This is a genomic window from Paenibacillus pabuli NBRC 13638 (genome assembly GCF_001514495.1).
Taxonomy (GTDB): domain Bacteria; phylum Bacillota; class Bacilli; order Paenibacillales; family Paenibacillaceae; genus Paenibacillus; species Paenibacillus pabuli.
Genome location: NZ_BCNM01000002.1, coordinates 314753 through 328749 on the forward strand (window position 1 = coordinate 314753; position 13997 = coordinate 328749).

The 13997-nt window shown below is 46.1% G+C and carries 16 protein-coding genes; all 16 read right to left on the reverse strand.

All coding sequences use genetic code 11. The features are described from left to right. Nucleotides 1-26: 26 nt before the first annotated feature. Nucleotides 27-1040 carry a bifunctional glycosyltransferase family 2/GtrA family protein gene (locus PPA03S_RS05095; RefSeq protein ID WP_062320485.1) on the reverse strand — a complete coding sequence of 338 codons (1014 nt, stop codon included), beginning with the start codon at nt 1038-1040 and terminating at the stop codon, nt 27-29. Between the two features lie 2 nt (nt 1041-1042). After that, nucleotides 1043-2029 carry a phosphodiester glycosidase family protein gene (locus PPA03S_RS05100; protein WP_082704004.1) on the reverse strand — a complete coding sequence of 329 codons (987 nt, stop codon included), beginning with the start codon at nt 2027-2029 and terminating at the stop codon, nt 1043-1045. A 208-nt stretch (nt 2030-2237) separates the two neighbouring features. After that, the gene (locus PPA03S_RS05105) at nt 2238-3206 is read right to left on the reverse strand and encodes a radical SAM protein (protein WP_062320487.1); all 969 of its coding nucleotides are present in this window, start codon (nt 3204-3206) and stop codon (nt 2238-2240) included. A gap of 219 nt (nt 3207-3425) precedes the next feature. Beyond that, nucleotides 3426-3734: a hypothetical protein gene (locus tag PPA03S_RS05110; RefSeq protein ID WP_068963958.1), complete on the reverse strand. Its 309-nt coding sequence runs from the start codon at nt 3732-3734 to the stop codon at nt 3426-3428. A gap of 21 nt (nt 3735-3755) precedes the next feature. Next, nucleotides 3756-4412: a pyridoxine/pyridoxamine 5'-phosphate oxidase gene (locus tag PPA03S_RS05115; RefSeq protein WP_062320489.1), complete on the reverse strand. Its 657-nt coding sequence runs from the start codon at nt 4410-4412 to the stop codon at nt 3756-3758. Between the two features lie 28 nt (nt 4413-4440). Further along, the gene (locus PPA03S_RS05120; protein WP_062320491.1) at nt 4441-5055 is read right to left on the reverse strand and encodes a histidine phosphatase family protein; all 615 of its coding nucleotides are present in this window, start codon (nt 5053-5055) and stop codon (nt 4441-4443) included. A 36-nt stretch (nt 5056-5091) separates the two neighbouring features. After that, on the reverse strand, nt 5092-5385 hold the full coding sequence (locus PPA03S_RS05125; protein WP_062320493.1) for an RNA polymerase alpha subunit C-terminal domain-containing protein: 294 nt from the start codon (nt 5383-5385) through the stop codon (nt 5092-5094). Between the two features lie 51 nt (nt 5386-5436). After that, the gene (locus PPA03S_RS05130; RefSeq protein WP_062320495.1) at nt 5437-6444 is read right to left on the reverse strand and encodes an aminoglycoside phosphotransferase family protein; all 1008 of its coding nucleotides are present in this window, start codon (nt 6442-6444) and stop codon (nt 5437-5439) included. Nucleotides 6445-6447: 3 nt separating this feature from the next. Then, on the reverse strand, nt 6448-7431 hold the full coding sequence (locus tag PPA03S_RS33820) for a GNAT family N-acetyltransferase (RefSeq protein WP_082704005.1): 984 nt from the start codon (nt 7429-7431) through the stop codon (nt 6448-6450). Nucleotides 7432-7486: 55 nt separating this feature from the next. Then, nucleotides 7487-7990 (reverse strand): GNAT family N-acetyltransferase, encoded by a 504-nt coding sequence (locus tag PPA03S_RS05140; protein WP_062320497.1) that lies wholly within the window; start codon nt 7988-7990, stop codon nt 7487-7489. A gap of 98 nt (nt 7991-8088) precedes the next feature. Continuing rightward, entirely contained in the window at nt 8089-9129 is a 1041-nt protein-coding gene (locus tag PPA03S_RS05145) for an alpha/beta fold hydrolase (protein WP_062320499.1), read from the reverse strand. A gap of 95 nt (nt 9130-9224) precedes the next feature. Continuing rightward, complete coding sequence (locus PPA03S_RS05150; RefSeq protein ID WP_062320501.1) at nt 9225-9764, reverse strand: NUDIX hydrolase; 540 nt, start codon at nt 9762-9764, stop codon at nt 9225-9227. A gap of 194 nt (nt 9765-9958) precedes the next feature. Next, the gene (locus PPA03S_RS05155; RefSeq protein ID WP_062320503.1) at nt 9959-10636 is read right to left on the reverse strand and encodes an ABC transporter ATP-binding protein; all 678 of its coding nucleotides are present in this window, start codon (nt 10634-10636) and stop codon (nt 9959-9961) included. Then, on the reverse strand, nt 10633-11757 hold the full coding sequence (locus PPA03S_RS05160) for an ABC transporter permease (RefSeq protein ID WP_062320505.1): 1125 nt from the start codon (nt 11755-11757) through the stop codon (nt 10633-10635). The genes PPA03S_RS05155 and PPA03S_RS05160 overlap by 4 nt, the downstream gene beginning before the upstream one ends. Nucleotides 11758-11823: 66 nt before the next feature. Next, complete coding sequence (locus tag PPA03S_RS05165; RefSeq protein WP_062320507.1) at nt 11824-13200, reverse strand: sensor histidine kinase; 1377 nt, start codon at nt 13198-13200, stop codon at nt 11824-11826. Further along, entirely contained in the window at nt 13197-13874 is a 678-nt protein-coding gene (locus PPA03S_RS05170; RefSeq protein WP_062320509.1) for a response regulator transcription factor, read from the reverse strand. Before PPA03S_RS05170 ends, PPA03S_RS05165 begins: the two co-directional genes overlap by 4 nt. Nucleotides 13875-13997: the final 123 nt, after the last annotated feature.

A 13997-nucleotide genomic window follows, 5' to 3' on the forward strand; every position in this document is an offset into this window, starting at 1 on the left:
AAGCTATTCGCTCACTCTCTCTGTGTTTAATACACAAATCTGCGCTGCGCCCAATAGCTGAACACAAAGATCGAAACCTCTGTTAACAGCTTGGCTGCAATCAGCGGGATAATCAGTTTTTCATTATAGAAGTACAACAGTCCGTAATTTAGCAACAGCACCAGAATGACCAGCGAGAAGTATTTCGGTAAAGATTGGCGCACCCTGGACGTTTTCCCTGCTGAAAATACATACTTTCGATTGATTGTATAGTTGAAGATGGAGCTGCATAATCTCGCTGCAACGACCGATAGGAACAAATTATGCGTGAAGTACTGGATCACGAACAGTAAGCCGAAATCAATCAAAGCCGATAACACCGAAGACGTACTAAACATTAGAATCGGCATATAAATACGGAATGAATCTACCAGCGGGCGAAAATGAGAAGATTTGTTATGATCCAGATAGACCGTATCTATAAACTCCTCCATGATCTCATACCCTTCCTTCTTTGCGGTTAGCAGCATGTTCATCTCGTACTCAAACCGATCACCCGGAATCTGACAGAGCCAGTCCAGCATGGAATATGGAAAACCACGCAAGCCCGTTTGAGTGTCATATACTTTGGTACCCGTTGTGATGGAAAAGACCGCCCGGGTAACTGTGTTGCCAAAACGACTGCGTGCAGGAATCGTTCCGCTAAACCGGCGGCTGCCGAGCACGATTCCTGGGGTGGTCTGCTCCAGCAGCACATCGAAGATACGGCGGATATCATGCGGCACATGCTGCCCGTCACTGTCTGCGCACACAATACCACCCTGTGGTCCATGTGCCTTGATATGTTGAAACCCTGTCTTGAGTGCATGTCCCTTGCCCAGATTGACCGTATGTGTCAGGACCGTACAACCATAGGCTTCTGCCGTCTCGAAAATCCCCCGGTAACCCGGGCCGCTGCCATCATCCACAATGACAATGGGTCCTAACTGAAACGTCTGCAACTGTAACACCAGATTCAATAAACGAACATCCGGTTCGTATGATGGAATTAATATGGTCATGATCATTGTCCCTCTTTCAGATAAAGGATGTCACTTACGCCGCGTTCCTGATTTCTCCCCAGCGGATTATTAACAACCCGACCCATGAAGTACATTGTGGATGAACCGCCGCCGTCCAGATTATAGGCTTCCGTTGCTCCAAGGCCTTTCATGACATTGGCGAGCTCTGCGAGTGTCATACCTCGGCTGTTATCCTGCCGTCCATCCACTACAACGAATACATAATGATTCGGCGCAATCATGCCGATCGCCGTTCTTGGATTCGCAACCTGGATCGATCGGTTGCCAAAGTTGTTATCGATTTTCACACTGCTAAAATCACTTACGATCTCACCGTCCTGGATCAGAATCGGACCAAAAGATAACGTGTTGGTCGCACCTTCTGCCAGTAGTTCCGAGGAAGAAACTTCCGTCTCGTTATACGTCTTCATCGTACCGTCACTGAACAGCGCCATCGCATCACGCACCGGATCATCCCGATATACCGTACCATTGCGGATAATCACGCCGTCATCACGGAAGCCGTAGTAGTCACCATTGATCGCAAAGATGGCATTGTTAGCCGCTGCAATCTCTGACGTGTTCTCAGTTATATTCGTGCCAAAACTGTTATCTGCCAGAGCCGAGCGCAGACTGTTCGCATCTGACAGCTGTACATCTGCGACGTAATACGTGATCTGATCTGAGCCAGAGCCCGTCTGCACCTTGTCGATCTTGACCTGCATATCATCGCTGGAATAGTTCCAGTCATCTGACGTTGCATTCACTTCAGTCGCCGTGGTTGAAGTACCGCTGGAGGTGCTGGTTGCTGATGTATTGTCATCCGCTACAACAACCTGCACATGCCGGATCAAGTAACGATCTGCCAGACTGTATATCACAGTACCCAGGCCCAAAACAATAACAAGCGTAATCATCAGCCATTTGCGCCTTGGTTTTACATTTCTATAGGGGTCGTTCTCGTTGGATTTTGGATACATCTTCATCATGTGCAGTTCACCTCTTCATCTAAGTTCTTAAGGCTCATCATAGGCTGGATAGCTTAAATGAATCTGAAACAGGCTGAACGCAAAAAAAAGAAGATTACCCTGTTCTCCGTTATGGAGATCGGCAACCTTCCTTTGACAGGATGATGCGTGAATCTTAATTTTCATGATATATCCCCCGATCGGGACAAGGACGATCCTAAGCAGCTTTTTATAATCGTGACGTGTCACCTGCAAAAAGAGCATCGTACGCAGGGCAGGGCTTCTTTTCCAGAAAATCCGTTAACGCTTGGGGCTGTTTCGTATAAATATCCTTCAAAGATGTACCCTGATAGATATTACCAATCACGACCGGATGACATAACTCACAGATGAGAATATCTCCATTGCCATGCAAATGCAGCTGTTTGGTTCCATCCACACAATTGGAGAAATAGACACCCGGCTGTTCACGCAAACCCAGTTGTTCAGCGAAACGGTCCATACAGGTAAAATATAAGGTCGTATCTTCCTTCTTATGCTTGATTAGCTCGTTTACGGAATGGATGAGCGATTCCTTCGAAGCAATCTGGCTCCAATGAGTATGTGGCATCACGATGCTGTTCTGGATCTCATGGATGCGCACACCCAGTTCATAGACTTTATCGCTAATGGCCTGCATGTTTGCCTGGGTACCTTCAAATAGCAGCGTCTCCAATACGGTCTCCAGCCCCGCTTCAGTACAAAGACGAATGTTATGCTCCAATCGCTCATACATGCGGGGATGTACTCGGTAATAGGCCGCATATGCATCCCGATCTGTATAGTTGAATGAAATATGGATATTGGACAAGCCGGCATCACGCAAAGCATGAATTCGTTCTTCCGTTAGCAGACTGGCATTGGTATTTAATTGCGTGTCGATGCCATTTGCCCCGCAATACGTCACAATCTCCAGGCAATCCTGAAATTTCAGGGTCACCTCTCCCCCGGACAAACGCACTCGCTTGAGCCGCGGAAGCTCACTGATAATTCGGATAACCTCTTGACCGCTTATGCATTGCCCATCATCCCGATTGTAGGCGCAGCAATAGTCGCATTTGTAATTGCAATTAGAGGTCACACCGACCTCCAGTCCTTCCAGCTCATATACGCCGGGTGTTTCAAGTTCAAGTGATTTATATCTGTTTCTCGTTGTCATTCGATGTACCTCCCGATTCCATATCCATGTTTTTCAACTTGGAGATTATAGCGGATCTCGGCCGATGTTCGATATGACATTATGTACGCTGGGATGTGAAGAACAGAGTACCCCCAGCCATTTTATTGAGTTTCAGTCCTTCCAAACTCAGGATTATATGGTCCCAGCTTACATCAAACTAGTATAATAACCGTTGTTATAAGGAATCACTCTGTCCAATTATTCTGTTTTGTTCCGGCTTTCGGCTTCTTGATCTACAGTTTCATAACTCCCAAATCGCTTGAGACGTTCTTTGGTTTTGGAGCTGGATGCTTCATATTCCGCCCATACTAAATAAAACAAGCCCAGAATTAAAGCAGCTATACTCCAACTTTGCGGAGCGGTTCCCACATAATTCAGCATGCCCTGAAACAAGTCCGAATCCCACGAAGTTACTCCAGAACCAAAAATGGCAGCACTCACATATCGAACACCGTACAGAAATGCCGCTATGACCAGCAAAAGTGTCCCTGTAGTTCTACGACTCACACCTATTCCCCCTTTATAAAATCACGGCCATAACCTTTGGTGCTTCCATTGCCCGTGTTGCAGTACATATTGGATTCGCACATGCTTTCGCTCCGGGTCTCCTTGCCAGAACTCAACTTCCTTTGCGTTCACGGCGTACAGTCTCCAATTCGGTGTAGTAACATCAGGGTCTCGGCTGATTCGTTCCTTCTGAGCGGCAATGGCGTGTTCCAATGCTTCCTCGCTCTCCAGCTCCTGACTTTGCCGTCCCGTCATCGCCACTGCGCGGGCCCCTGCCGATCTTTTCCGAAAATCCGCCGCCCCCGCTTCCGCTCCCATATCCTCAGCGGTCCCTCTTATGCGAATTTGTCTGCCCAGCGCAGGCCAGTAAAAGGTCAATGCCACATGCGGATTGCTCCCAAGCTGCTGACCTTTTCGACTCTCCGAGCCAGATGCAAAATAAAAAGCTTCGTCAACCACGTCTTTCAAAATCAATACTCGTGCATCTGGAAAACCTTCCGAGTCCACCGTCGAGATCGTCATCGCATGGGGTTCTTTCACCTCATGATCAATAGCCAGTCTCAGCCATTCCAGAAAAAGCTCCCCCGGTCGACCCGGTAACTGTTCGGTATCCCAATTCAGAAAAGGTCCAGACAAGGATTTCAACCCACGCAACAATTCACTCGGTTTGTCACTCATATCGGCACCCCCCTTAGACTTCCATTTTCTAATCTAGATGACTCATCATATTCATGCTGCTAAACTCCCAACCATTTAGTCCTTTCTCAACCGTATGTACACTGGCATTCCCAATAGAATGAAACTCCGATGTATTGGTCCATTTTTGGTTTCCCAAAAGATAATAGAGGATGTTGATTACTCCACCGTGCGTGACCAGTAGAACATTGGATTCGACATGTTGCTCCTCTATACTCTGGCATAAATCCCGAAAGGATGAACATATTCTGTTATAAAAATTCCGAGGACTTTCTCCTCCTGGAAACGGGGTATCCATTCCAAGAGTGTTAAAATAAACGCCTGCATATTTCACTTCAGCTTCCTTGTTTGGCATTCCAGCCAGATCTCCGTTATTCATTTCTCTCCAGTCTTTCTGGTAATGTCCCTTGATGTTCAGTCTTTTTTCAAGCTCTTTGGCAGTCTGTACTGCACGCGGAAGATCACTGCTAAGTATCGTGTTTATTTTGAATTGCTCAGAATGATGGTACAGATAATCTCCGAGTTTCTCCGATTGAATAATGCCTTGCTCAATGAGTCCTCGCTGACTCCAGCCACCTCTGTAGCCCTCCTCATCCATCCCGTGTCTTACCAAGAAAATCTTCAAGATGTCTCCTCCTCTATTTGAATCCTCTTATGAGAGTTACTTATTAAAAGATAATTCCTCTTCTTCGAGTGCTTGTTTAAGTTTTGGCATCGCAGAAGGCCCGATCCCGTGCAGCTTCAATATCTCTTTTTCAGTGTATTGCGAGAGCAGCTGCAATGTCGTAATCCCCTGATTCTCCAGCGCACGTCTGGCTGGTGCGGACAGCAATGAAAGAAATCCTTCTTTCGGTTTTCGTTCCTGTTCACAGACGGGACAAGTTGGACAATCGCTACTTTTGGAGTAGGAGTGTCCTTGCTCGCATGTTCTTAGTGTTCCTTTTGCGTTTACCATGCAGTCCACACCTTTCCGTTTTATCGGATAAAATTATCTCGGATCTCGGATTTAGCTACTCAACCAGTTCTCAACATCTGAGATCATATCCTCGTATTGTTTTAAAGCCTCAATAGTCCATGTAACTTGTGATGTTCCCATTTGTTGTTCTTCATCGTCTGTGCATTCAATCCACAAAGAGCGTTTCAGACTGTATTCGAGCCAGTCCAACTTTCCGGCAAAACCATTTTCGAGAACCATTCTCCAATTGGCGTTTAAACTTCCCACTTGAGACCGATATCCAACTATAAAAGCCAAGAACCTTTCTTTGTCCATGTTTCCAGTGTGATCTACTGACCAATACATAGCTGTTTCCACCAGATCATGCATCGGATTAATATAACCCGCTGATTCCCAATCAATAATGATGGGGTTGTCCTGCTGCCACATCACGTTCTTAGGTTCAAGATCTCTATGGCTAATAACTGTATCTGAAGCCAGCATTACTGATGCATTTTTTGCCTGTATACTCCACTCATAGAGCTTTTGAATGCTATTACCTAATAGGGTCGTCCAATCAGAATTTTCTTTCTGCCCTTTGTTTAAATAATAATCCCAATTGGTTTCTTTGGAATGATCCAACTGAAATTTAGGAATATGAAGCTGTGAAAAATCGATCTTGTGGATATCTGCAAGAATCATGCCCATATGCTCACAATGTGCTTTGGTTAGTTCATGAAGCTCCAGACTTTTACCATCGATCCAGTCAAATATAAGATAACATTGATGTTCTAATATCTGCATTGAAGAACCGTCTATCACTTTGGCAGGTTGAGCATGGATAAAATTTGCCACCACGTTTGCTATTTTTTCGGATTGGATATAATTCTGCATAGCTGTAGGTCTACTCATAATTTGAGGATTCAGTGCTTTTACAGCATATTTGGCATGCGTGGTTTTAATGGAATACATGCGATGTAAAAGCCCACCTGAGATTGTCTTGGGTGTACTAATCAGCTCACCAAGTTCTAATTCAGCGACGAGTTTTTCGAATTTTAGATTATATTGAATATTATTCATACGTTATAACACCTTTTGGAAACTACCAATATCCAATCTGCGATCGAATTTATATCCCACACCTTTAAACATCGCACACTGCTCATATCCATGCTTTTCAAACAGAGACTTGCTGCGTGTGTTTTCCATGCATACTGTAGCAATCAAGGTGTAGAAGCCTTGCTCGCGCGCAACATCCTCTATGAATCGCAGAGCCGTTCCACCAATGCCTTTCCCTACAATATCCGGTCTCAAATAAATGGTTACTTCTCCCGAGAAGTCGTAAGCTTGTTTGCTCTTGTATTGGGTAATTAGCACATAACCTTTAATTTCGTTCTCTTCTTTAATGACAAACGATTTAAAACGCGGATTTCGGTTCATGACCGATGCCTTAATTTCTTCCAGGGTCAATTCTTCCGTATGAAACGAGATAGTCGTGTTGGAGACATAGTAATTATATATTTCTCTGACTTCAGTTAAATCCTGTTCCGTTATTTCTTCAAAAGAGTAGATGGGCATTTCCATTTCCATTTTCATACTGATAAATAACATATCTTTGTCATTCACTTTGCTATAAAACGCCTTATCTCTTATAAAGCCTATCCGCTCATATACTTTAATTGCTCGCTCGTTGAATGTGGCAACCACCAGCCGAAACTGAGAACATTTAAATTGGTTTTGCAAAAATACTAAACTTTGTTTAAGGAATACAGACCCTATCTTTTGCCCTGTCAGATCAGGATCTAATCCAAGGCCTATATCCAGATATCCTTCTTCTTGATACAGTCCGATTGAGGCTCCTCCCGGTACACGTGCTGATTCTCCACAACAAATAAATCCCACTAACTTCTCCAGCTCATCCAGGACAGCAAAGTACTCCCCATTCATCAATTCATGAATATCTTCATTAGAATCAGAGAAACTGTACATCGCATATTCATTTTCATACGTCCAGGTAACGATTTTTTCCGCATCAGCTAATCTCATTGGATAATAGGATAAAAGCATCAATAATCCCCCTTTTTATACACTTACGGGATTAACGAACTCGATAGAGACACCATCATTGTTTTTCATATAGACTGGCACTCCAGCTCCCCAGTTCCACTCTTCGGATATATTGGAATCCATAATCCTTGTAGTATTGATTGAGTCGCAAATTATCTGCCATGCAATCCAGCCTGATCATGGTCTTTCCTTTATGCCTGATATTCTCTTCTGCTGATTTTAAAAGGAGTAGTCCTATATCTTGCCCTTTAAAATCTCTATTCACTGCGAATCGGTGTATGTATCCGGAATCTGGGTTGTCGAGTTCTTTCCAAATCTGAGGGTCTGACCATGTTAAGGTATACGTCCCTACGGTTTCATGTTTGTTTTCAGCAAGGTATACTTCTGATCCATCCGTCATGAATTCAACGACTTGTTCCAGATTGAAATACTCAGGACGCCATTGATATATTTCTTTGGAGTTCAGCCACCGGGCAGACTCTTGCCAAAGATTCAATACCACTGGTGCCTCCTCTGGTAATGCTAGTCTAATGATCAATTTAGTATCACGTTGCGCCATTGCCATCCCTCGCTTATTCAAAAGTCAAATTCTTATTTGATATTCTTCACTATGAATGGCTAGCCCTTCAAATTCTTTTCCCTTCTGAATGAAATACTTTATTTCAAACGATCTACTACCCCCATCAACCACGCTGCAAATCGTTCTTTCTCCTCGAACTGTGGGTAATGAGCCGACTCTTCAAATAGAACAAAATCTTTTTCGGGTGCTTCGAGCTCATTGAAATAATCCCGTGCCGCATTCACAGATGTCATATAATCATATTTCCCCATAACAAAATAAGTCGGGATCTCCAGCTGATCTACAATGTCTGGCAAATGATTGGCGGATTCCTCCTTCAGGAGAATTTCCTGTGTAGCCTGCACTCCCATGGAATAGCGAATCACATCGAGCGCATTATACTCGGTTCCCAGAAGAAAGCCGAGCGTATAATCCCTGTTGTCATCAATAAGTCTGGCTGCACCGCCATATTTGCGAACCAACTTTCTTGGTGTGTGCTCCTCCCCTCGCTCAATCGGACCTCGAAGACGTTCCAGACTTTCCGCATCCGCTATACTGCCAGCTTGTTTCGCTTGTATAATCGTATATTCCAAACTATCCAGCTCACTCTGCACAGTATCAGCAACTTGCCCAATACCTATATAAGCAAGGAATTTTTCAGGTGCTTTGGCTGCCGCTTTTGTCCCTATGTATGTACCAAATGAATGACCGACCAACGTAACCTTTCTTTGCCCCAGTTCAGTAGTGACGTAATCCGTTAAAGCCAGTAAATCATCTACAAGCACATCTGAAGTCACATCCGAATAATCCTCCAACAAATGATATGACTTTCCACTTCCACGTTGATCATAATGCACAATGGTAAAATGTTGTTCAAGCTCCTGCTGATACTTCCTTACATAAGGAATCTCGGAGCAACCAGGTCCACCATGGACGAAAAGAAGGATAGGATTGTTCCGATCCGCCCCGCGAATCATAACCTCATGACCTGCACCATTGATCTCGATCTGTCCTAATGTGCTGATACTATTTTCTCCCTTGATCCCAGGGGTCCAAGTGGGAAAGATCAGAGCGAGTATGATGATTAGAAGGATACTAAGTATGACGCCTCTGAATATTTTAATCGATCTCTTACGCATGAGATGGCTCCTCCGGCAGATTATTCGTTAGTTTGAACTCCGACTTCAAACGTTAATTGTTACTCCATACTAATTACTACTCCTATTCCAGTTACTCACCGTTTGCCTTCTTCTCGCAGCACATAAGCCAATCGGTACATTTCCGCAATGTCGTCTCTATTCTGTTCTTCGAATCTTCGGATCGCTTCACCAATCTCCACAACCTCTACCGCAATCACCTGCTCCCCATCCACCGGATTCAGCGGTTGGCCCACAAGTTTAACTTCTCCATAGCCAATAAGTCTCACAAAATGAGGATGCGGAATATGCGGTCTATACGGTTCAGGCGCACTCGACATGCAATGAAATTGCCCAAACACCTGATACGAAAGCAATTCGGCTCCGAGCTCCTCCATCACTTCACGTTGCAGTCCATCCATATACTCCTCTCCTACCTCCAACGTTCCTCCGGGCAGCTCCCATTTCCCGTTCTCGATCTGAAAAACAACCACTTGTTCCCCGACAAACGGGATAATGCTCACATTACTTACCAGCGTTTCATCCACGATGTCATTCAGTCTAAACTCCGCTTCAACGATCCCCCAATGAATCGATGTACTGAGCGCCGGGAAGTGTTCCTGATCCAACGTTTTCATGCAATATCCGATCCTCTCTATGTAAAATAAATCTTCCATTATAAGTTCTATCTCTCATTATAGATCAAAAAAGAAAAAAGAAGGCCATTTTTCCCATCGGGATTCCATGGACCTTCTGATGCGATATCCGTTGAATTAAAGAAGCTTATAATTGCCACTCCGATGACAGAACAACCTTACGCTCACTCCGAGCGCTAATGGTGTACCAGTTTCCCGTTTTCCAAAAAGAGAACCCGATCACACAGCGGCAAAATCCGCTCATCATGCGTAACCATCACCGCACTCTTGCCCTGCTCCTTCACGAGCCGTGCAATCATGCCCACAATATCCAGGCCACGTTCCGCATCCAGACTGGCTGTCGGTTCATCCGCGAGCAGAACAGCCGGATCATTCATCAATGCTCTGGCAATGGCAACCCGCTGGCGTTCTCCGCCGGACAGCTTCTCTGCATATGCTTTACGCCGATGCGATAAACCTACCGTATCCAGCAGCTCATCCACTCGCTTCTCTGCCTTGTTTTTGTCCGTTCCGGCAAGCTTGGCAACTACCATTAGTTGTTCTTCCACTTTCAGATATGGAATGAGATTGGCGCTTTGAAAAATAAATCCGAGCTGCTGGAGCCGCACATCGGATATCTCCTGCTTGTTTTTACCCATAATCGATGCGCCATCCAGCAGAACCTGTCCTTCCGTCGGTTCGAGGAGTGCGCCTGCGATGGACAGAAATGTACTTTTGCCTGACCCGGAAGGCCCCATAACTGCGACGAGTTCTCCTTCGGCCACCTCCAGATCCAACTTATCCAATATCGTCCGTTTGAACCCGCCATCTTCGAAGGTCTTTGTAATTCCCTGCAATACCAATCGGTTTCTCATGCTGCTGTCCTCCCAATCGCATCAAGCGCATCAATTTTGGTCACCTTCCACACCGAGAATAATGAACCCGCCATAGACATTATCACGAATAACACGCAGGTTAGGGTCAGGGTGGACAAACCTAATTGAAACGGCATCGAAGCTGGCAAGATGGATTCAAATAATTGAACCAGCAGGACACTAATCACCAGACTGCCGACGGATAGAAGCAATACTTGCAGTGAAACACTGCGAGCCAGATACGCATTGCGCGTCCCAATAGCTTTCAGAATACCGAATTGACTCGTTTTCTGAATCGTGATGACGTAGAAAAATACCGCAAGCACAAACGCCGAGATGACAAATAAAAAGGCAATCATCATGAGCAGCGAGCCCTGCTCTTCCTTGTACCCAGGAATGGCTGATACCGCATCGGACTTCGTAATTAATTCCGTATTCGGCAGTGCGGAACTAAGGCTGTCTACCTTCTCGCCAGCATCCTTAATGGCAATGGCATTGTATACCGGGGCATTGGCTCCTGCTGTTCCTTGCGAAGTACGGGAACCTTCCTGAATAGCGAGCCATTGCTGCTCATTCAGGAACACAACCGGTGAGTGACTGAAGGACTCATTTTCCACAAATCCCCCCACTGTCCACTCCGTTCCCGAGGCTTGATCGACCAGTACTGTTCCAATGGTCACGCCGGATTCAGACAGCTTTTGATCCACCACAACCTGCCCGTCTTTCTGATCCGTGATTGGCGATCCTTCGGTTACGGTTGGAGCCAGCCAGCCTTCCGGGTTCACCATGAATAGCGTTACATCCATCTTCTTCGTGTCGCCAGCAGGACTAACCGTTGTCATTTTCACTCCCAGCGGTTCAGCATTCTCTTGCCCCACTGCGGAGCGTGTCTGCTCCAGCTGATCCTGACTCACCTGGGACCGGGTAAACCGATGATTCGAATCCTGCTCCAGAACAAAATGGGTTGCTGCCATATTTTTGATGGATGCCGCGTTATCATACGCTAGCCCTTGTGCCAGACCTGTGACAAATAAAACCAGAAATGAAACAAGTACCATAATTGTAGCAATTAACGCATAGCGCCCTTTCGCAAACCTCATCTCTCTAATAGCCAAGTACATGTTCTCTGACCTCCTCTTGATAACCCAAGTATAGGAGGTGAAAATGAACGGCAAATGAATAACAGATTACATCTGCGGGAGCGTCACGGTGAAGACCGTTCCCTCTGACGAACTGGAGACCTCAATCGTGCCGTCATGAATACGGATAATTTTCTGCACAATGGCAAGTCCAAGCCCGGTTCGGCCGGAGGAACGCTCTCTTGCACGGTCTACCCGGTAGAAACGATCAAACAGGAACGGCAGATGCTCCGCTGCAATCCCATCCCCTGTATCCCGAATATGGATCACGCATTGGGCATTCGTCTCCTCGGCACGAATCTCGATGCTTCTCCCCTGTGGAAGATGATTCACGGCATTCCCCAGCAGATTCATCCAGACCTGCATGAGCAGCACTTCATTGCCATAGAGCTGAATGGATTCGGGTACCGAAATCCGGAGCAGCAGTTCTTTTTCTTCCAGCTGCCATTGCAGCACCTGAACCGCTTGGCGGAACTGATCCCGCAGAGAGAATCTCACTTTGGTCATATCCTCATGGCCTTGTTCAAGGGAGGACAACAGCAGCAATTGTTTACTAAGCAGTGAGAGATGGCGGCTCTCCTCCTCAATAATAGAGGCATAGTGCTCGCGTTCCTGTTCAGGCAGATCCCGATCTCCCACCAGTTGGGCAAACCCCTGAATCGAGGTCAGCGGTGATTGGATCTCATGCGATACGTTGGATACAAACTGCTGCCTCGCCTGATCTACCCGCTCCAATTCACGACTCATGGTCATGAAATGCTGGGCCAGCTGTCCAATCTCATCACGCCGCGTGGTGGACAATTTCAGATTATAGTTCCCTTGGGCAATGCGCTTGGTCGCCTCGGACAGACGTTCAATCGGATTCACCAGATAGCGGGTACTGATTATAAAGAGCAGGACGCTAATGGCAACCGTAAACGCTCCAATCAGCGCGAAAAAGATACGCAGTTCCCCAAATTGTAAAATGACGTCTGGACGGATAAATAACGCATAACTTGCATTGCCCATCTGTAGATGAACACCGACAGTATTGCTCAATTGATTATCAAAGAACCCTGTAATAAAGGGTTTGCTGGGAAACTCGGCGACGCCGTGGTATATCTCACCACTTAATACCCGATCTACAGCCTGCTTGTCCAGATCCTTCTGGCGGAATTCACGGCCGTAGAATTGGTCATTCCCTTTTCCATCCGTTACGTAAATTTCGTAACCGAGTGCTGCGGCATTGTTCAGGTAATGCTCCACTGCAGCGGGTTCCTGCTCCACAAACTGCTTCATTTGCGTCGCGATGCCCACCAGCTTCTCGTCATTGAAAGACTTCAGCTTCGCATGATAATAAATATTGGACAAAAGAAAACCCAGCATGGCGCTGACCAGAATCACCGCGATCGTAATCAGGAATACCCGAAAGTACAGTGATCTCAATGCGCTTTCACCTCAATCTTATAACCAATCCCCCGTACCGTCTGAATGACAAAATCATCCGCATAATCGGCAAAACGATCACGCAGCCGCTTGATATGTACATCAACGGTGCGATCATCTCCTTCGTAATCCGCTCCCCAAACGAGCCGAATCAGTTCATCCCGCGAGAACAAACGACCCGGAAACTGGGCAAGCTGAGAGAGCAGCTCGAATTCCTTCATTGGCAAAAAGAGAATCGATTGCCCATCGGAGACCTCCACATTGTTTCGGTCAATCACGATGCGATTCATACGAATGATGTCACTGGACGTGCGATGGTAACGGCGAAATAATGCCTTGACCCGGTAGACCAGTTCCTCGGGTTCAAATGGCTTCGTCACATATTCATCTGTGCCTCTCAAGTACCCATCCCGTTTGTCGGATAGCTGATCCCGCGCTGTCAGCAGCATGATGGGAATGTCATAATGCTGCCGAATGAAATCACATAACTCCAGTCCGTCCATACCTGGCATCATCACATCCAGAATTGCCAGATCAATCGGCGTTGCTTGCATTACCTTGACCGCTTCCAACCCATCCTGTGCTTCATGCACCCGATACCCTTCCTTGGTCATGACATGCCGGAGGAGCGCTCTAATATTGGCATCGTCGTCCGCCAGAAGCAGATGCTTCATATGCTTGTCCGCCCTTTCTAGTTTCAAATTCATCTAATATGTAGCGGAAACTTCCGCGACACTGATCCTGCACAGATGGTAGCACAAAAGCAACATAAACCGCCAGCACACATGCGATGAACG